The organism is Brevibacterium sp. FME17 (genome assembly GCF_014897515.1).
Lineage (GTDB): Bacteria > Actinomycetota > Actinomycetes > Actinomycetales > Brevibacteriaceae > Brevibacterium.
Genome location: NZ_JABUYD010000017.1, coordinates 1 through 18,533, shown reverse-complemented (window position 1 = coordinate 18,533; position 18,533 = coordinate 1). Strand labels below are relative to the sequence as shown.

Genomic DNA, 18,533 nt, shown 5'->3' with positions numbered 1-18,533 from the left:
GGACAGACCGTGATCGGGCACTCAGGGCGTTCGGGCGTCAGGCGGGGACGATCTTCGTTCTCGACTGCTCAGCTCCCGCGCAGCTGGCCCTTGACGATCTTGCCCACGGAATTCTTCGGCAGGACTGCGTGGATGTTGATCTCCGTCGGGAGTTTGTATCGCGCAAGTCGCGGTTCGAGGAAGGCTAGCAGGTCCTCTTCACAAGCGGCGGCTCCTTCGCGCAGAGCCACATGGGCCACGGGGATTTCCCCGTAGATGTCATCGGGGCTTCCGACCACCGCTGCCTCGAGAACCTGAGGATGTTCGAAGAGCGCATCCTCGATCTCCTTGGGATAGATGTTCTCCCCGCCGCGAATGATGAGATCCTTGATCCGATCGACGAGGACGAGGAAGCCGTCCTCATCGAGGTATCCGACGTCCCCGGTGTGCAGCCACCCGTTCTTGAGCACTTCGGCGGTGGCCTCCGATCGGCCGAGGTACCCGCGCATCACCGTCCTCCCGGCGATCACGACCTCTCCGACATCCCCAGGTTCGAGCAGTCGATCGTGCGGGTCGGTGATTCCCACGCTCACTCCTGGCAGTGCTGGCCCGACGGTTCCCGGCTTGCTCGTACCATCGTTTCGGTTGATCGTGGCGCACACCGAGCACTCCGAGAGACCGTAGCCCTCTACCATGTCGACATCGAAACGAGTCTGGAACCGGGTGATCGCGTCCGGGGACATCGGGGCGGCACCGCAGATGACGAAGCGCAGGGAACTAGCGTCGACATCCCGAGTCGTCGTCGCCTCGAGGATCGAGAAGATCGTCGGCACAGCAGAGAAATAGGTTGGGCGCTCCTCCTCCACGACGTCCCAGAATGACTCGGGGTCGAACTTCGGGATCATATGCACGCTGCCGCCGAGCATGAGAGGTGAGACCGTTCCAGCGAGCAGGCCGTTGCAGTGGAAGAGCGGGAGAACCAGCAGGCTGCGAGCGTTCTCACCGAAGTTGAGACCATTCAGGATCGACCAGACCATGGCGGCTATGTTCGACTGCTCCAGAACGCAGCCCTTCGGCTTTCCCGTCGTCCCCGAGGTGTAGACGATGAGCGCCACGTCGTCATCCCGGACGTCATCGAGGCAGTGGGAAGAGACGCCAGTGCAGTGCTCCATGTCACCGTGGGTACCGATGTCACCGTGGAAGCAGCCGTCGGTCACCGGAAGGCAGCCGATCCCGCGTCCTCTGGCGAGCGCCTCGGCGCGGGAGTCCCCCACGAGCAGGGCACAGCCGGAGTCATCGAGCTGGAAAACCACCTCGTCGTCGGTGAGCGCCGGGTTGATCGGGGTGAGGCCGGCGCCGAGAGACCAGGTGGCGAACATCGTGGTGATGATTTCGGGGACATTGCGCAGCAACACACCAACCACCGAACCGCGACCGATTCCGAACCGCGAGCGCAGTATGTGGGTTGTGGCCGCGACAGCGGAGGCGAACTCAGCATTGTCGAAACTGCCTCCGAGCCAGCTGAGGCAGGGTTCGTGGGGGTTGGTTCGGGCGCGGGCATGGGGCAGCCCCACCACCTCGGCGACGGGATAGACGGAGGATTCCGCGTCGATGAGGGCAGGATTCGAAGTCATCATGGCCTCACACTAGCCACGCAATGACGCACGTTCACTGGGCACGGTGACCAAATCACCATCGCCATTTCGGTCAAAGATACAAACACAGCTCGCGCTTTCGTCGACTCGGCCGTCCCCACGGGCCTCAATCGGCGGTACTGTGCAGACATGGTCGATCATCTGCTCTGGCCACCCAATGACGGGCTGAAGGCCGACAGCTCCACCGCGGAGGCGCGGACCCACGCGTCGCGGATCGCTGCGGGCATGACCCCGCACATTCCCGAGCTCACACGGCGGGTCTACGACTATCTGGCGACGAGGATCACCGAGCTCGGTGCCGAACCGGCTCTCCTCGATCTCCTCAGCGCAAGCATCGAGGGCAATGTCGAAACGATCCTCCACGCGCTTCAGCACGGCATCTCCTCGGACAACTTGGAACCGCCGACCGCCGCATTCGAATACGCCAGACGGCTGGCCCAACGCGGAATCTCCGTCAATGCACTGGTCAGGGCCTATCGTCTGGGGCAGCAGAGAATGCTCCAGAGCGCCTACGATTTTGTCATCGAGGACGAGGAGCTGCCGGCGGAGCTCGTCTCTGCGGTCTTCCAGCACCTCGTCGACGAGGTCTCGGAGTACATCGACTGGATTTCGCAGAAGGTCGCTGAACTCTACGAGCAGGAACGGGAATCCTGGCTGGCCAATCGCACAACGGCCAGGGAGACCCAGGTCAGACGCATCATCGCGGGGGAGCCCATCGACGTCGCGGCGGCCGAGCGGATCCTCGCCTACAGCCTCGGCGGTCGTCATGTCGCGGTCATCGCATGGACCCACCACTCGGCCCCTGACGCGAACGGTCAGCTGAGTCGGTTCACCGCAGCCATCAGAGACCTCGCCGGCGCGCTCGGCTCCCACCGTGCTTGCCTCATCATCGGCCGGGACCAGGACACCGCCTGGGGGTGGATCCCTGTGCCGACCGACTGGGAGTACGACGACTCTCTTCGCCGGCGTGTGCCGCCGTCGGGCTCGATCCATCTGGCGATCGGCTCCGCGCACGCCTTGTCCGCCGGTTTTCGCCTCTCCCATCAGGAAGCAGAACGCGTGCAGCGCGTCTGCATCGCCGGGCGCGCTCCCGCCGAGCTAAGATCACACGATGACCGGGGTATGGCCGTTACCTCGTTGCTGGCCCAGGACGTCGAAGCCGCTCGAGTGTGGGTGAGATCGGTGCTCGGTCCGCTGGCCGATGACACCGAGGCGAATGCCCGCCACCGGAACACCCTCTCGGCCTTTCTGCGCCATGAGCTCAGCTACACGGCGACAGCGGCCTCGATGACCATGCACAAGAACTCGATCCGGTACCGGGTCGAGATGGCCGAGGCGGCCCTCGGAGTGAGACTGACAGAGAACCGCTTGAACATCGAGTCCGCTTTGCACGCTCACCATTATCTCTATGGAACCGAGGGCTGACAGGCGGCAGCCTCACCTCGGCTGTGGCCGAGCGCCCCAGAGGGAAACACATGAAAGGGGCTCTCTGCCACGCTGATTCCCGCCCGAGGGACATTCGCCGCACGGAGCGTCCGGGTGAAGGGCCGTGTTGTATCGGGAGTACAAATTCTTCGCGGAGCTTCGGCTGAGCATCCATGGGATCCATGGCACATCCTCCCTAGGGTGATTCCAGGTCCACTTGCTCGACATCGGAGTCGGGCACCTGCCTGTGAAAGGAAGCGACATGGGACTCACAACTCCGGATGCTCCTCCGGTTGACGCTGAGACATTCGAATCCCTCCCCCTCTCGGAGAGAATCAGGGCCGTCGTCCTGCACTGGGTCGACTGCGGGTTCGGCTCACCGAAACTGTTCCACATCATCTACATCCTCAAGCTCGCCGTTCTCTACATCGGCGTCGGCGTCATCCTGGCCACGCTCACCTCGGGTATCGGCGCCCCGTGGCAGGTGGCTCAGTGGTGGAACGAGCCGATCGTGTTCCAGAAACTCGTGCTCTGGACGTTCCTGCTTGAGACCATCGGCGTGGCCGGATCGTGGGGGCCTTTGGCCGGTAAGTTCAAGCCGATGACGGGTGGTTGCCTGTTCTGGCTGCGGCCCGGCACCATCCGGATGCCGCCGTGGCCCGGGAAGGTTCCCGGAACCAACGGATTCAACCGCACGGTATTCGATGTGGTCCTCTATGCGCTGCTGCTCATTGCGCTCTTCGTCCCGATCATTCTGCCGGGGGTCACCGGATCGACCGTGGCCGCTGGCTCTCCCGAGGACCTCGGGAACCTGGTCAGCCCGCCGCTGTTGTTCGTGCCACTCGTGCTTCTCGTCATCATGGGACTGCGCGACAAGGTGATCTTCATCGCCGCCCGTGCCGAACAGTACGGACCCGCCGTTCTCATCTTCGGGCTGGTTCCCTTCCTCGGCAACGGCCTCGTCGACATGATCATTATGCTCAAGCTGCTCATCTTCTCCGTCTGGGTGGGGGCCGGAGTCTCGAAGATCGGCAAGCACTTCTCCTTCGTCATCCCGCCGATGATCTCGAATGCGCCGATCATCCCGGGCAAGGCGATCAGGCGCCTGCACTATCGCAACTACCCCGACGATGTCAGGCCGTCCCATCTGGCCTCCGGCATCGGGCACGTCCTCGGCACTCTCGTCGAGATCGTCACTCCGCTTGTCCTTCTCCTCTCGACGGATTGGACCCTGGCCCTCGCCGGGACACTGCTGATGATCCTCTTCCACGGGTTCATCACGAGCACCTTCCCTTTGGCTGTGCCCCTGGAATGGAATCTTCTGTTCATGTACATCGCGGGGTTCCTCTTCCTCGGCCACCCCAATGGGGACGGCTATGGGCTGGGCGATGCGAGCTCTCCGTGGCTCATCGTCGCGACCCTGGCCTGCCTGTTCTTCTTCCCCGTGCTCGGCAATCTTCGCCCGGACCTCGTCGCCTTCACGCCGTCGATGAGACAGTATGCGGGCAACTGGGCCTCGGCGCTCTGGGCCTTCCAACCCGGTGCCGAGGACAAGCTGAATGCCGTGAATCGTCCGACGAAGAACCAGGTCGACCAGCTGCAGGAGATGGAGTTCCCGCGGGTGGCGGCGGAGATCACGATGCTGCAGACCGCGGGCTGGCGATCGATGCACAGTCAGGGTCGTGGGCTGTTCTCGCTGCTGTACCATCACGTCAACGACGTCGATCGGGCCACGATCCGTGAGGCGGAGTTCTCCTGCAACTCGCTGCTGGGCTTCAACTTCGGTGACGGTCACCTCCATAACCACCATCTCATCGCCGAACTCCAGCGTCGCTGCCAGTTCGAGCCCGGCGAGTTCGTCGTCGCCTGGGTTGAGTCACAGCCGATCCACAAGTCGACTCAGGACTACATGGTCATTGACGCGGCCGTGGGTATCGTGGAACGTGGTACCTGGAACGTCGCCGACTGCGTCAAGGAGCAGCCGTGGCTTCCCAACGGACCGATTCCGCTCAACGTGACGTGGAGGGATCCGCACTACACTCCAGCCTCCCGGGCCACGGTGACATCAATGGAATCCGCTCCGCAATCCGCGGGTGCCCAGAAACCCGAGTCTGCGGTGAGGCATCACGACCTCGCCACGGAGCCGGCCCTGCAGGACGCCGCCGAGCGTGACTAGACGAGGAGCCCGAGAATGACGACCGCTGCTGTGATCGGCAGTGGACCGAACGGACTGGCGGCGGCCATCACCCTGGCCGCTGCCGGCGTCTCGGTCACTGTGTACGAGGCAGGTGATCGGGTGGGGGGCGGCGCCCGCAGCTCCGAGCTCACCCTTCCTGGTCTTGTGCACGACGACTGCTCAAGCCACCATCCTTTCGGACTGGCCTCGGAGTTCGCTCGGACGTTCCCGCTAGAACAGCACGGACTTGAATGGGCCTATACGGATGTCGAGTTCTCGCACCCTCTCGATGGCGGTCGCGGAGCCCACGCCGTGCGATCCGTGGTGGAGACCTCACGCACCCTCGGTGCGGATGCTGAACGATATCGGAGGTTCTTCTCCCCCGTGGCCTCACGGATGCCGACAGTTGCCGATGAGTTCCTCCAGACCCTCATCCACGTCCCCAGGCATCCCTTCCACCTCGCAACCCTGGGAATGCGGGCGGCACTGCCCGCGGCAGCCGTCGCGAGGTACTTCCGCACCGAGGAGGCCCGCGCCCTGTGGTCTGGAGTCGCGGCGCACACCTTCGGCCCATTCAACGCACCGCTCTCTTCAGCAATCGGCACGTCTCTTGCCTCGGCCGCACACTACTACGGCTGGCCGGTGGCAGTCGGCGGGTCGGGTCGGATCACCTCGGCGATGGAGTCGCTCCTTCTGTCCCTGGGCGGGCGGGTCGAGACCGGACGGAGGGTCGAGGACGTTCGGGAGTTGGGCAACCCGGATGTGCTCATGCTCAACACCGGTCCCGCCGAGGCGGCCCGCATCGCGGGCAGCTCACTCCCGGTGCATGCGGTGCGAGGTCTGGAACGATGGCACGACGGACCGGCGGCATTCAAGGTGGCGCTGGCGGTCGACGGCGGGATCCCGTGGACCTATGAGCCGTCACGACGTGCCGGCACCGTCCACCTCTCAGGAACCTACGAGGAGACGGCGTTCGCTGAAATGGAGACCACACGAGGCCGGATGCCGGAGAGGCCATATGTGCTACTCGCCCAGCAGCACCTTGCGGATCCCGGGCGGGCGAAGGGCTCGATTGTGCCGATCGACGCCTATGCGCATGTACCGAACGGCTACGACGGTGATGCCACCGAAGCGATCATTGACCAGATCGAACGCTTCGCACCCGGAACCCGTGATCGGATTGCGGCGGTGACGCCACGCGAGACTGCAGCTATCGAATCGCTCAATGCGAACTTCGTCGGCGGAGACATCCTCACCGGCAGGAAAGACCCACTCCAGCTGGTCCTCGGTCCGACACCGGGTGTCAACCCGTATCGGCTGAGTTCGCCCGGTCGCGATCGGCCGGGAGTCTATCTGTGTTCCGCGGCGGTCCCTCCTGGTCCCGGCGCCCACGGAATGTGCGGCTTTCTGGCCGCCAAACAATCACTGAAGGATATCGTCGGACGTAGCGAGCGAGCTCTCGCTGCTGGAACCACCCAGACGATCAATGCTGACGACTCATGAAGGAGAGACACCATGACCACTGACACCAACCTCGGCGGCGAACGAAGTCTTGCAGGCAGAACGATTCTCATGAGCGGCGGCAGTCGCGGGATCGGCTTGGCCATTGCCCTGCGTGCGGCCGCCGACGGCGCCAATGTTGCCATCCTGGCCAAGACCGGCGAACCGCACCCGAAGCTCGAGGGCACCATCTACACCGCCGCGGATCAGATCGACGAGGCCGGCGGTCACGCACTGCCGATCCTCGGTGACGTTCGCGACGAACAGTCTGTCGCCGAGGCGGTGTCGAGGACAGCCGAGACATTCGGCGGGATCGACATCGTCGTCAACAACGCGAGTGCGATCGACCTGTCGAAGACGGACGATCTGGCGATGAAGAAGTTCGATCTCATGCAGTCGATCAATGCACGAGGTTCGTTCCTCCTGGCCAAGACCGCACTGCCGCACCTGCGGAAGTCCACGGCCGCTCACATCCTCACGCTCTCGCCACCGCTCAATCTCAATCCGCGGTGGGCGGGCGAATACCTCGGCTACACCATGGCCAAGTACGGAATGTCGCTCGTGACCCTGGGGCTGGCTGAGGAACTTCGCGGCGACGGGGTTGCGGCGAACAGTCTGTGGCCGAGAACGACGATCGCCACGGCCGCAGTGGCGAACCTCCTCGGCGGAGAAGAGATGGTCGCCCGCAGCCGGACGCCGGAGATCATGGCGGATGCGGCCTGGGCCGTCCTCACCAGCGACCCACGCGAGGTCACCGGCAACTTCTTCATCGACGACGAGGTGTTGGCTGGCGAGGGCATCACCGACCTCTTCGTGTATGCCCACGATGAGTCGAAGTCAGGCACGGTCGGCCATGGCCCGGACGACCTCGAGCTCGACCTCTTCCTCGATGCCTGAGGCCGCGCCGGGGCAGCTCGCTGGCGTCCGCGTTGGACAGGTCGCTGGGCACAAGTACTCACGCACGCCTTTGCAGAGTCACCTCAGCGCGGAACCACCCCGTGCTTCTCACTGCGCGGCGGACTCCTCGTCGCGCTTGTCGAGCTCCGGGATCATCGGAACGCGCATGCCGCGCTCTTCGGCGACCTCGGCGGCACGGTCATAGCCGGCGTCGACGTGGCGGATGACGCCCATGCCCGGGTCGTTCGTGAGCAGGCGGGCGAGCTTCTTCGCAGCGAGCTCGGTGCCGTCGGCCACGGAGACCTGACCGGCGTGGATGGAGCGGCCGATGCCGACTCCGCCGCCGTGGTGGATGGACACCCAGGTGGCACCCGATGAGGTGTTGACCATGGCGTTGAGCAGCGGCCAGTCGGCCACGGCGTCGGTGCCGTCGAGCATGGATTCGGTCTCACGGTAGGGGCTGGCGACCGAGCCGGAGTCGAGGTGGTCGCGGCCGATGACGATCGGGGCCGAGATCTTGCCTTCGGCGACGAGCTGGTTGAACAGCAGACCGGCCTGCTGACGCTCCTTGTACCCGAGCCAGCAGATGCGTGCCGGCAGGCCTTCGAACTCGACGTACTCGTTGGCGGCATCGAGCCAGGTGTGGAGGTGCTCGTTTTCTGGGAAGAGTTCCTTCAGAGCTTTGTCGGTGACCTCGATGTCCTTGGGATCACCGGACAGGGCGACCCAGCGGAAGGGTCCGAGTCCTTCGCAGAAGAGCGGGCGGATGTAGGCCGGGACGAAGCCGGGGAATTCGAAGGCGCGCTCGTAGCCGGCCTTGCGGGCTTCGTCGCGGATCGAGTTGCCGTAGTCGAAGACCTCGGCCCCGCGGTCCTGGAACTCGACCATGGCACGCACGTGCTTGGCCATGGATTCTTCGGCGCGGATGGTGAACTTCTCCGCGTCCTGTTCGGCCTCGTCGTGCCAGTCATCGACGCTGACGCCGATGGGCAGGTAGGACAGCGGGTCATGCGCCGAGGTCTGATCGGTGACGATGTCGACCTCTGCGGCCTCAGGACGGTCGAGGATCATCGGCAGGATCTCAGCGGCGTTGCCGACGAGTCCCACGGACAGGGCCCGCTTGCTCTTCTTGGCCTCGATGACCTTGGCGAGTGCGGTGTCGAGATCGGTCTCGACCTCGTCGAGGTAGCGCTTGGACTTACGACGGTCCAGGCGGGTCTTGTCGACGTCGATGATGAGGCAGGCGCCGCCGTTGAGCGTCACGGACAGCGGCTGGGCCCCACCCATGCCGCCGCAGCCGCCGGTGATCGTCAGGGTTCCGGCCAAGGTGCCGTTGTAGCGCTTGTCGGCGATGGCGCCGAAGGTCTCATAGGTGCCCTGGAGGATGCCCTGGGTGGCGATGTAGATCCAGGAGCCGGCAGTCATCTGGCCGTACATCATCAGGCCCTCGGCCTCGAGCTCGCGGAAGTGCTCCCAGTTGGCCCAGTCGCCGACGAGGTTGGAGTTGGCGATGAGCACACGAGGTGCCCATTCGTGGGTGCGCATGACACCGACCGGCTTGCCCGACTGAACGAGCAGAGTCTCATCATCCTCGAGGTCATCGAGGGTGCGCACGATCGCGTCGTAGGCCTCCCAGGAGCGAGCCGCACGACCGGTGCCGCCGTAGACGACGAGGTCTTCGGGACGTTCGGCAACCTCGGGGTCGAGGTTGTTCATGAGCATGCGCTTGGGTGCTTCGGTCTGCCAGCTCTTGGCGGTGATCTCGGTGCCGCGATCGGCGCGGATCACGCGTGAGGGATCGTGCTGGGTGAACGACGGCTTCGTCGCTGCGGTGCTCGAGTTGGAGGTGCCCGAGGTTTCGGAGACGCTGGTCATGTGACTCTCCTTCTTCATTCTGTCTGACGGAGCGGAACGATTCTCATGTTCGGATCATGGCGAGCGGGAGCCAATCCCCCTCATTGTCATCGCTGACTACACATCCCATTCTGTCCTCTGCGCGGAAAAGCGATAGTGGCCTGGATCAAGTTCTGTCCGACATTTCGGACTGCGGTGTCGGTGTGCCTCAACACTGAGTCTCGCCAGCCATGGTCCATGCCTCCACAGCACTGGATAGCCGACTGGCGACTCCACAGACAATCCGACACCTCGGACGAAACTCGAGGTGAGAGCGTTGTATTCCTCTGTCTTCCCCGCAGAGGATGAAGAGCATGAACGCAACGAAGCAACTTCTCAGCGGGGTCAGGGTCGCCGACTTCTCCCGCGTGCTGGCCGGCCCTTATGCCACAGCCATGCTCGCCGATCAGGGCGCCGAGGTCTTCAAGATCGAAATGCCCGGCCACGGTGACGACTCACGCCACCTGGGCCCCTTCACCGACACCGGATCGACGTATTTCACGTCGCTCAACCGGGGCAAACGCTCCATCGAGGCCGATCTCAAGGATACCGAGCAGCATGCGCAGCTGCTTGACTTCATCCGCACCTGCGATGTCGTGGTCGAGAACTTCCGGCCGGGGGTCGCTGCGAAGCTCGGCCTGTCCTTCGAGGACATCAAAGCGGTCAAACCCGACATCGTCTACGCCTCGATCTCCGGCTTCGGACAGACCGGCGCACAGGCGAAACGGCCCGCCTATGATACCGTCATCCAGGCCCTGAGCGGACTCATGTCGTCCACTGGATTCCCGGACGGCTCCCCCACCCGCGTGGGCGAATCCATCGCCGATGTCTCCGCCGGAGTCTTCGCCGCCTTCGGCGTCTCGAGCGCGCTCTTCCACCGCCAGACCACCGGCGAGGGCTCCCACATCGACATCCCGATGCTCGACGTCATGCTTGCCATGCAGCCGACGAACACGGCCATCCACGCCGCCGGATCGACACCGAACCGTGTGGGCAACCGGCACCCGATCTCCGCACCCTTCGACACCTATGCCGCTGCAGACGGTCTCGTCGTCATCGCCGTGGCCAACGACAAACTCTTCGGCGTCCTCTCGGCCACGCTCGGCAAGCCCGGACTCGTCCTCGACTCGCGTTTCGCCACCGATTCCGACCGTTCGGACAACGATGACGCCCTGCGCGCCGAGATCGAGGAGTTCACCACCGGTCACACGGTGGCCGAGCTGTGCGCGATCTTCGACGCGGCAGGAGTTCCCAACTCTCCCGTCCTCAACTTCGCCGAGGCGGTCAACGGACCGATCACCGACGGCCGCGGACTCACCACCACCGATGCCCGCACCTGTCATACGCACCTGCGCCACCCCCTCCTCGTCGACGGTGTCAGGCCGACATCCGCGCTTCCGGTGCCCCACCTCGGCGAGCACAATGACGAGCTGAGCGCAGAACGAACTGACGCACCCCGTTCAGCAGAACCGACGAAGGAGTAGGACCATGGGATTCGACATCAGCGCGGACGAGCAGGAACTCGTCGCCGCCGTCACACAGATCAGCAGGGACGTGCTCGCCCCGCAGGCCGCGGCCGCGGATGCGAACGAACGCGTCTCGGACACAACATTGCAGACCCTCGCCGAGGTGGGGGTCCTCGGTCTCAACCTGCCCGAGGAATTCGGTGGGCCCGGCGTCGGGTCCGTGGCGATGAGTCAGATGGTCGCCGCAGTCACCGAGGCGTGCGCCTCGACGGCGTCGATCATCACCGCACAGTTCCTCGCCACCGACTCGATCCTGCTCGGCGGCACCGATACCCAGCGCGAGAACTGGCTGCCCAGGGCCGCCGCCGGTGAGATCATCGGTTCCTTCGGACTGACCGAACCGGGTGCGGGATCCAATCCTGCTGAGATGTCGACGAAGGCGACGAAGGTCGATGGCGGGTGGCATCTCAAGGGCACCAAGTGCTTCATCACGAACGCCGGATTCGCCGACTTCATCGTCGTCTACGCAAAGACTGATGTCGAGGCCGGGCACAAGGGAATCAGTGCATTCATCGTCGACACCAAGGCCGCCTCGGCGGGGCTGGATTTCAATCCTCCGGAGAAGACCATGGGTCTGCGCGGCAGCCCGGTCTACGAATTCGTCATCGACACGATCGTGCCCGATGACGCACTGCTGGGCGTCGAGGGCGAAGGCTTCACCACGGCCATGCGCGTCCTCGACCGGGGCCGCATCGAGGTCGCGGCAATGAGCCTGGGCATCGGCAAGGCCGCCCTCGACGCAGCCGTGGCCTGGGCCGGCGAGCGCAGGATCAGCGGCAAGCCCCTCAACCGGCTGCAGGGCATCGCCTTCAAACTTGCGGACATGTACACGAAGTACCGTTCGGCCTGGCTGCTGACGATGGACGCAGCAGAGCAGAGGGACGCTGAGGTGGACTTCACCAGGTCCTCGGCCACAGCCAAGCTCGCTGCGTCAGAGGCTGCCGCGTTCATCGCCGACGAGGCGCTGCAGATCCACGGCGGCTACGGCTTCACCAGGGACTTCCCGCTCGAACGCTACGTCCGCGATGCCAGGATCTACCGCATCTATGAGGGTTCCTCGGAGATCCAGCGCACGATCATCGCCAGGTCGCTGTCGAACTGAACCCGTCGAAACAGACCCGAAACCTGCATCGGAATACGATCAGTTCGGGGTTCAAGGGTGATCGATTCGCCCATGAACCCCACTATTCATTCCACGACCGCGATGATCCGATATGTCGGACAGTTTGTGTGACTCAGGTCTCGTATCGCTCTGATTTCGGGTGTTGACTGGGTCTGATTCATCATTCTAAGGAGAAACCCATGGCGAGCTCATCCAATTCGGGGATCGAGAAACGATCCATCGAAATGGTGCCTGACAATGAACGTCACGGCACCGCACGTTCCCAGTTCACGCTGTGGTTCGGCGCCAATACCCAGATCACCGCCATCGTCGACGGAGCACTCGCCGTCGTCTTCGGTGCCGATGCGCTGTGGGCCATCATCGGCCTGCTCATCGGCAACATCATCGGCGGAATCGTCATGGCCCTCCACTCCGCGCAGGGCCCACAACTGGGTCTGCCGCAGATGATCTCCTCCAGAGCTCAGTTCGGCATCATCGGGGCGATCATTCCGCTGGTGCTCGTCGTGCTCATGTACATCGGCTTCGCCTCGACCGGTGCAGTACTCTCCGGCCAGGCCGTCAACCTCATCATCGGCGTCGATACGCCGGCAGTGGGCATCGTCATCTTCGGCGCGCTGACCGCTGCGGTCGCCCTGCTGGGCTACAAGTACATCCACGTGCTCGGCCGGATCTCCTCAGTCACGGGCCTGCTCGGGTTCCTTTTCATCACCTACTGCGTGTTCACCAAGGTCGACGTTCCCGGACTGATCTCCAACTCGTCCTTCGCGTTTCCAGCATTTCTCTCAGCGATCGCGCTGTCTGTGGGCTGGCAGCTGACCTACGGCCCTTACGTCGCCGACTACTCGCGCTACCTGCCGCGCTCGACCCCGGCGTCGAAGACCTTCTGGTTCACCTTCGGCGGCTCGGTCATCGGGTCACAGTGGTCCATGACTTTGGGCGCCCTCATCGGCGCTGCCGCAATGACCGAGACCGGAAACTCATTCGTCGAGAACCAGGTCAGCTTCGTCGGTGACATCGTCGGCGGAGGCGTCTACGCGCTCCTCATCTTCATCGTCATCCTGCTGGGCAAGCTCACCGTCAACACGCTCAACGCCTACGGTGCGTTCATGTGCACGCTGACGATCCTCACCTCTTTCGGGGAGAAGACGAACATCCGTCGCTGGACGCGTGCGGTCTTCGTCATCGGCATCGTCACCCTGACCGTGCTTGTGGCGCTGTTGGCGTCGGAGGACTTCCTCGCGAACTTCAAGAACTTCGTCCTCGCCCTGCTCATGGTCTTCACTCCATGGAGCATCATCAACCTCACCGACTTCTACCTGATCTCAAAGGACCGCTTCGACATCCCCGCCTTCTACGACCACAAGGGCCGCTACGGCAAGTGGAACTGGCGAGCCTTGGTGGCCTATGGAGTCGGTGTCGTTGTGCAGATTCCGTTCCTCGCCCAGTCCTTCTACACCGGACCCATGGTCGAGAAGCTCGGCGGCGCAGATATCTCGTGGATCGTCGGCATCGTGGTGACATTCCTCCTCTACTTCTTCATGCTCCGCAACCGCAGCGTTGCCCCCTCGGAGACCATCTACCCGGATGTGGAGGCACTGGACGCCCAGCGCAGCCGAGGCTAAAGCTGGAGTCACCGCAGCAGCGGGAACATCGCGAGTGCATGCGGAAAATGCACATTTCAAGTCAGGCTGAGTAGGTTGCAACCTACTCAGCCTGACTTGAAATGTCTGCCGACAGGTATCACCCGGCGACTGGCCCACCTGCACATTCGCGCTTCTCGATTGACCGATAAGAAATGTTACTGATAAGTTCTACCCTCGAGTAGGATTGTGATGCCTGTCACCATACAGGCCTTGCATCAGAGACGATCGGAAGGACGGGCACACTTGTCCCGTCGGTCGGCGACACCACAACTGTTCGCGCATTCTCAATGCCGAGACACATGACAGAACAGGACCAGACACATATGGGCACGTCCCGTCATAGAACGCTTCCACACGCACGACGCTTCGCAATGCTGAGCGCTGCCACCATCACCGGGCTGACACTCGCACTTGGCACAGTGTCGGCACCCGCCCAGGCACAATCTTTGGTCCCGCAGAGCGAAGACGAAGCCAAGAGCATGATCGAGGACAGGCAGGCCGAAGACTCGGACTCCCTGAACAGAAGCAATGTCCCAGAGAGCGTCAGCGTCGAGGATGCGAAGGCAGCCGTCGACAAGTCGGATGAGATCTCCACTGCTGATGTCGAGTACGCAGCAGCGCTCGAAGACCTTCCCGACTCCGGCGTCCCCGAGGACTTCTACCAGACGCCGGACCAGTTGCCGGAGGAGAACGGCGGCGTGGTCAAGCAGACGCCGTCGAAGTTCTACGTCGATCCCATCAAGCTCATTGAGCACAATGCGAAGTCCACGACGTATATGTACAAGACCACCGACGAAAAGGGCACAGCACGAGCGGCCACTGCCACGCTGCTGACCCCGGAAGGTGCGGAGGGCGACGCGAAAGACGCTGTCGTCATCTCACCTGGCACGCAGGGCATCGCCGATAAATGCGCTCCCAGCCGGCAGATGGCAATGGGCACCGAATATGAGGGCATCTCCGTGACCTCTGCGTTGGCGGCGAAGCGTCCGGTTCTCGTCGTCGACTATGTCGGGCTCGGCACCGAAGGCGCACACAGCTACCTCAACCGCGTGGAGGAAGGTCGATCCGTCCTCGATGCGGCCAAGGCAGTTCAGAACGTCGAAGGCAGCACCATCAATGAAGACACGAAGCTTCAGCTGCGCGGCTACTCGCAGGGCGGACATGCCACGACCGCGGCATTGGAACTCGCGGATGACTGGGCGCCAGACCTCAGCCTCGCCTCCGCCTCGGCGGGTGCCGTTCCGACGGACCTCTACAAGACGGTCTCCGGCCTCTCCAGCATGCAGACAGGACTCCTGCTCTACGGAGTCTCCTCGTTCGCCGATCAGGCAGATGTCGACCTGACTGAATTCCTCAATCAGGAAGGCCTGGACAGAGTCGAAAGCGCCTCCAACCAGTGCACGATCGAAGCAGTCCTGTCGAACGCCTTCCTCGACACGAGCACTCTGACGAAGGACGGAAGTTCATTCCAGGACCTCGTCCAAGAGAAGTTCATGGATGTTGCCGATAAGCAGCGGTTGGGAGATGCCGAGATCCCAGACATCCCGGTCCTCGTCAACCACAGCCGCCTCGATGACGTCGTGCCCTTCGAACTGGGCAAAGAACTGGCCTCGAAATGGTGCGACGCCGGCCACAAGGTTGCGTTCGAGGGCAATCTCGGCCCGACGCACATCGGCGGCTACATCGCCTCGCTGCCTCGCGTCGAGTTGTTTACGAATCGCACCTTCGACGGCAAGGCACCCGTTGACAGCTGCTGGAGATTGTGAGGACAGCACAATGAGCTGACCCTCAAGACCAACACCATGAAGTGCGGTGCCGCCTGTTCACTAAGCAGGCGGCACCGCACTTTTCGTTGTGCGCTGCACTTGTCGGTAGGCACCGCTTCGCCTGACCGCGCCGGTCAGACACTCCTCAGATCTTGAGGTAGGACAGGAACATCGACACCAGCGTCGCCACGACGACCGAGTTGAAGACGAAGGCGACAATGACATTGCTGCGCACCATCTTCCATCCCTCGCGGGTGATTGCTCGCCCTGGCAGAGCTGCCGTCATCGTCGAGGACAGCACCGCGAACGTCAGATAGTCACCGAATGCCCGCTCTTCCGGCATGTCGAACTCGAGTTGCCTGGCGCCGAGGCTTCCCCCTCCGCCGAGGTCGAGTCGCATGAACTCCAGAGCAAACGAGTACACCATGACCGACCACGAAGCGACCACGTTCGCCAGCCCGAGAATCACGGATAGGACGATGCTCCCGTCCGAGCCCATGGTGACGAGGTAGATGTTGAGCACGATCGCGACGTACGCAGCCAAAGTCGCCCATGACACGGCCCCGCCGTTGCTGAAGTATCGCGACCACCAGCGCCGCTTGCGAGCCAGCGCCCAGCGCGAGTGCACTATGAGCTCGGTTTCGTCGAGCTCGTGCAGCCCGGCGTGAGTCCACAGCAGATAGATCAGCGCGAAGATCGGCCATGCGAAGAGGAAAATCGCGATGAGCTTTTCAACGACATCCCCCAGCTGCCCTGCCTCCGCACCGAGCGGGTTGAAGTCGAGGCCCAGGACGAGCACGAGGCCGACGACCAGGGCTGGCACCATCGCCACGTTCGCCCGCATATCGTCGGTGATCGTGATCATCTGGCTGTGCGTGGGCCTCATGACGGGGCGGCTCCGCTTCGTTCGTGGCTGCTGAATTTGTCTTCAGCGTAGCCGAGACCCGATCAGAGCCCGTTGACGAATTCGAGCAGTCTCTCGTCGCTGCGCGGTGGGCCGACGATCTGCACCGACTCGGGTTTCGCCGGCTTGGCCGACCCAGGTGAGTTGGCCCCAGCTGCCATGCGGCTCTGGGCCTCCCCCACGGTTGCTCCGATCGGCAACGTCACTGCCGGCCACCCGAGAACGTTGAAAGGCAAGGAGTAGCGCATGAATTTCGCGGCAGACTCCGGTCCGAGCTCATCCCACGCAGCCACTTCACCGTCCATGGCAGGCGTGATGATGAAGTCAACGTCGTCGAAGAACGATTCGGCGGTAGCCCGAAGTTCTTCCAAGGAAGCCACATTGGACTGATACTCGGCCTCGGTGATGTTCTGGCCCGATAGGATCTTCGCCCAGACGCCTGGCTGGTATTGCTCGCCCTGGTCATCCAGGAACTGCTTGTGCAGAACATAGGCTTCATAGCGGCGCACAATGTCATAGAAGTCGATCCCCCGCTCAATGAGCTCCGTCAGATAATCGACGTTCGCCGAGGTGGTCGTTGCCTTCCCCGATCCACTGAGATGTTCGCTCGCCCACGCTCGTACCCCCGCGGCCGATTCGTCTGCCGCGTTGAGTAGGCTCAGGTCGATCCTCGGCGTCTCTGCAGGTGAGGAGACTGCAGGACTTGCATCCGCCCCATTCCCAGAGATCACCCTGAAGGCTGCGGTGAGCAGCGGCAGGTCTCGTGCGAACAGGCCCACCGTGTCGAAGGACGGCGACAGTGGGAAGACCCCTTCGGCCGAGACTGTGCCGAAGGTCGGTTTGAACCCGATGACGCCCTGACAGGCGGCGGGCACTCTCACGGAACCTGCGGTGTCAGTTCCCAGCGCCAACGGCACCACTCCGGCAGCAACGAGAGCTGCCGACCCCGAGCTTGACCCACCGGTGCACAGCGCGGGGTCAACCGGGTTGATGACTCGCCCGAAAGCACTCTCATCACCGAGGATGCCGTAGGAGTACTCCTGACAGTTCGTCTTCACCACCGGCAGCGCACCGGCGCGCTCCAAGAGACTCACCACCGGAGCCGATGCACTCGGGTCGGGTCCACTGCTGACGTTCGACCCCATCGTCGTGGGGAATCCAGCCACATCGATGACGTCCTTGACCGCGAAGGGAATGCCCTCGAGAGCTCGTGCTTCTTCACCGGCAGCGGCACGCTCCGCTGACTTCTTCTCAAGGGTGCGTGCGCGATCGCCCATCACCGAGGTGACGGCATTGAGGTCTCGACCGATTCCTTCGACTGCAGCCAGTGTCTGTTCGAGGCTCTGCATTGAACCCTGCTCCCCTTGCGCTCCGTTGGTTTCGCCCACGCTCCTCATCGTGCCAGATGATTCTGCTCCAAAATTCCCGGACATACGTGTCTCCTCAGATTCAGACATGGGTCGGCCGATCTCGCTTCGCCAACAGCACGAAGAGCGCGGCCAACAGATTCGCAGCGATCAGGTAGAGCGCGACCGGGACCCAAGATTGGAACGTCGTATAGAGAAGGACCGAAATCAGTGGTGCGGGTGCGGAAGAGATCAGTCCTCCCACCTGGTAGGAGATCGATGCTCCGGTGTACCGCACATTCGGCTTGAACAGGCCGGAAATGAAGCCCGAGGAGGTCGCGTACACGGTGGAATGCGCAATCGGGAAGGCGATGATCATAGCGATGATCGCTCCAATGAATGTCCCCGTATTGATTGCCAAGAAGATAGGAATCGTTGCCAATGCTGTGATGATGCTTCCCACCAGCATCATCGTCCGCTTACCGTGCCTGTCCGCGAATATCGCGACTAGAGGTATTGCAATGACGTCGAAAGATGCACCTATGGCAATAGCCAGAAGCACCTCTCCCCTTGTTAGTTCCGTCGACTCCGGGGCATAGGACAATAGATAGACGCTGGCGATGTAGAACAGTGTGTTCGACCCGACTAGCGCGTGTCCTGTAAGTGTTCGTGCCAGCGGCGTGGCTGCTATTCATCGGTC

The 18,533-nt window shown here is 62.9% G+C and carries 13 protein-coding genes; 8 read left to right on the top strand and 5 right to left on the bottom strand.

All coding sequences use genetic code 11. From position 1 onward, the window contains the following. Positions 1-68: 68 nt before the first annotated feature. The gene (locus INT40_RS14605; protein ID WP_219618362.1) at positions 69-1,616 is read right to left on the bottom strand and encodes a class I adenylate-forming enzyme family protein; all 1,548 of its coding nucleotides are present in this window, start codon (positions 1,614-1,616) and stop codon (positions 69-71) included. A gap of 147 nt (positions 1,617-1,763) precedes the next feature. Between INT40_RS14605 and INT40_RS14600 the strand changes: the two genes are divergently transcribed. From INT40_RS14600 to INT40_RS14585, 4 genes are all read left to right on the top strand, one after another. After that, positions 1,764-3,059, top strand: a complete 1,296-nt coding sequence (locus tag INT40_RS14600; RefSeq protein WP_096146933.1) for a PucR family transcriptional regulator — start codon at positions 1,764-1,766, stop codon at positions 3,057-3,059. A 262-nt stretch (positions 3,060-3,321) separates the two neighbouring features. Further along, on the top strand, positions 3,322-5,235 hold the full coding sequence (locus tag INT40_RS14595) for a DUF3556 domain-containing protein (protein ID WP_096159457.1): 1,914 nt from the start codon (positions 3,322-3,324) through the stop codon (positions 5,233-5,235). Positions 5,236-5,250: 15 nt separating this feature from the next. Next, positions 5,251-6,738: a phytoene desaturase family protein gene (locus tag INT40_RS14590; RefSeq protein ID WP_096146931.1), complete on the top strand. Its 1,488-nt coding sequence runs from the start codon at positions 5,251-5,253 to the stop codon at positions 6,736-6,738. Positions 6,739-6,750: 12 nt separating this feature from the next. Continuing rightward, positions 6,751-7,632 (top strand): SDR family oxidoreductase, encoded by an 882-nt coding sequence (locus tag INT40_RS14585; protein ID WP_096162494.1) that lies wholly within the window; start codon positions 6,751-6,753, stop codon positions 7,630-7,632. A gap of 108 nt (positions 7,633-7,740) precedes the next feature. Here INT40_RS14585 and hutU read toward each other — a convergent pair whose 3' ends face one another. Continuing rightward, the gene (hutU, locus tag INT40_RS14580; protein WP_096158053.1) at positions 7,741-9,507 is read right to left on the bottom strand and encodes a urocanate hydratase; all 1,767 of its coding nucleotides are present in this window, start codon (positions 9,505-9,507) and stop codon (positions 7,741-7,743) included. A gap of 332 nt (positions 9,508-9,839) precedes the next feature. On the opposite strand from hutU, the gene INT40_RS14575 reads away from it, so the two are divergent. From INT40_RS14575 to INT40_RS14560, 4 genes are all read left to right on the top strand, one after another. Then, positions 9,840-11,009: a CaiB/BaiF CoA transferase family protein gene (locus tag INT40_RS14575; protein WP_096158052.1), complete on the top strand. Its 1,170-nt coding sequence runs from the start codon at positions 9,840-9,842 to the stop codon at positions 11,007-11,009. Between the two features lie 4 nt (positions 11,010-11,013). Next, a complete protein-coding gene (locus INT40_RS14570; protein WP_096158051.1) occupies positions 11,014-12,153 on the top strand; it encodes an acyl-CoA dehydrogenase family protein in 1,140 nt (379 codons plus the stop codon). A gap of 200 nt (positions 12,154-12,353) precedes the next feature. Then, positions 12,354-13,796: a purine-cytosine permease family protein gene (locus INT40_RS14565; RefSeq protein ID WP_096159461.1), complete on the top strand. Its 1,443-nt coding sequence runs from the start codon at positions 12,354-12,356 to the stop codon at positions 13,794-13,796. Positions 13,797-14,116: 320 nt separating this feature from the next. Beyond that, positions 14,117-15,583, top strand: coding sequence for a lipase family protein (locus INT40_RS14560; protein ID WP_164513922.1), 1,467 nt, complete (start codon positions 14,117-14,119; stop codon positions 15,581-15,583). A gap of 145 nt (positions 15,584-15,728) precedes the next feature. Here INT40_RS14560 and INT40_RS14555 read toward each other — a convergent pair whose 3' ends face one another. The 3 genes from INT40_RS14555 to INT40_RS14545 all read right to left on the bottom strand — a co-directional run bounded on the left by INT40_RS14555 (position 15,729) and on the right by INT40_RS14545 (position 18,509). Then, complete coding sequence (locus INT40_RS14555; protein ID WP_226823967.1) at positions 15,729-16,469, bottom strand: DUF1345 domain-containing protein; 741 nt, start codon at positions 16,467-16,469, stop codon at positions 15,729-15,731. A 62-nt stretch (positions 16,470-16,531) separates the two neighbouring features. Continuing rightward, positions 16,532-17,875: an amidase gene (locus INT40_RS14550; protein ID WP_164743294.1), complete on the bottom strand. Its 1,344-nt coding sequence runs from the start codon at positions 17,873-17,875 to the stop codon at positions 16,532-16,534. Between the two features lie 61 nt (positions 17,876-17,936). Next, complete coding sequence (locus INT40_RS14545) at positions 17,937-18,509, bottom strand: MFS transporter (protein ID WP_226831408.1); 573 nt, start codon at positions 18,507-18,509, stop codon at positions 17,937-17,939. Positions 18,510-18,533 lie beyond the last annotated feature (24 nt).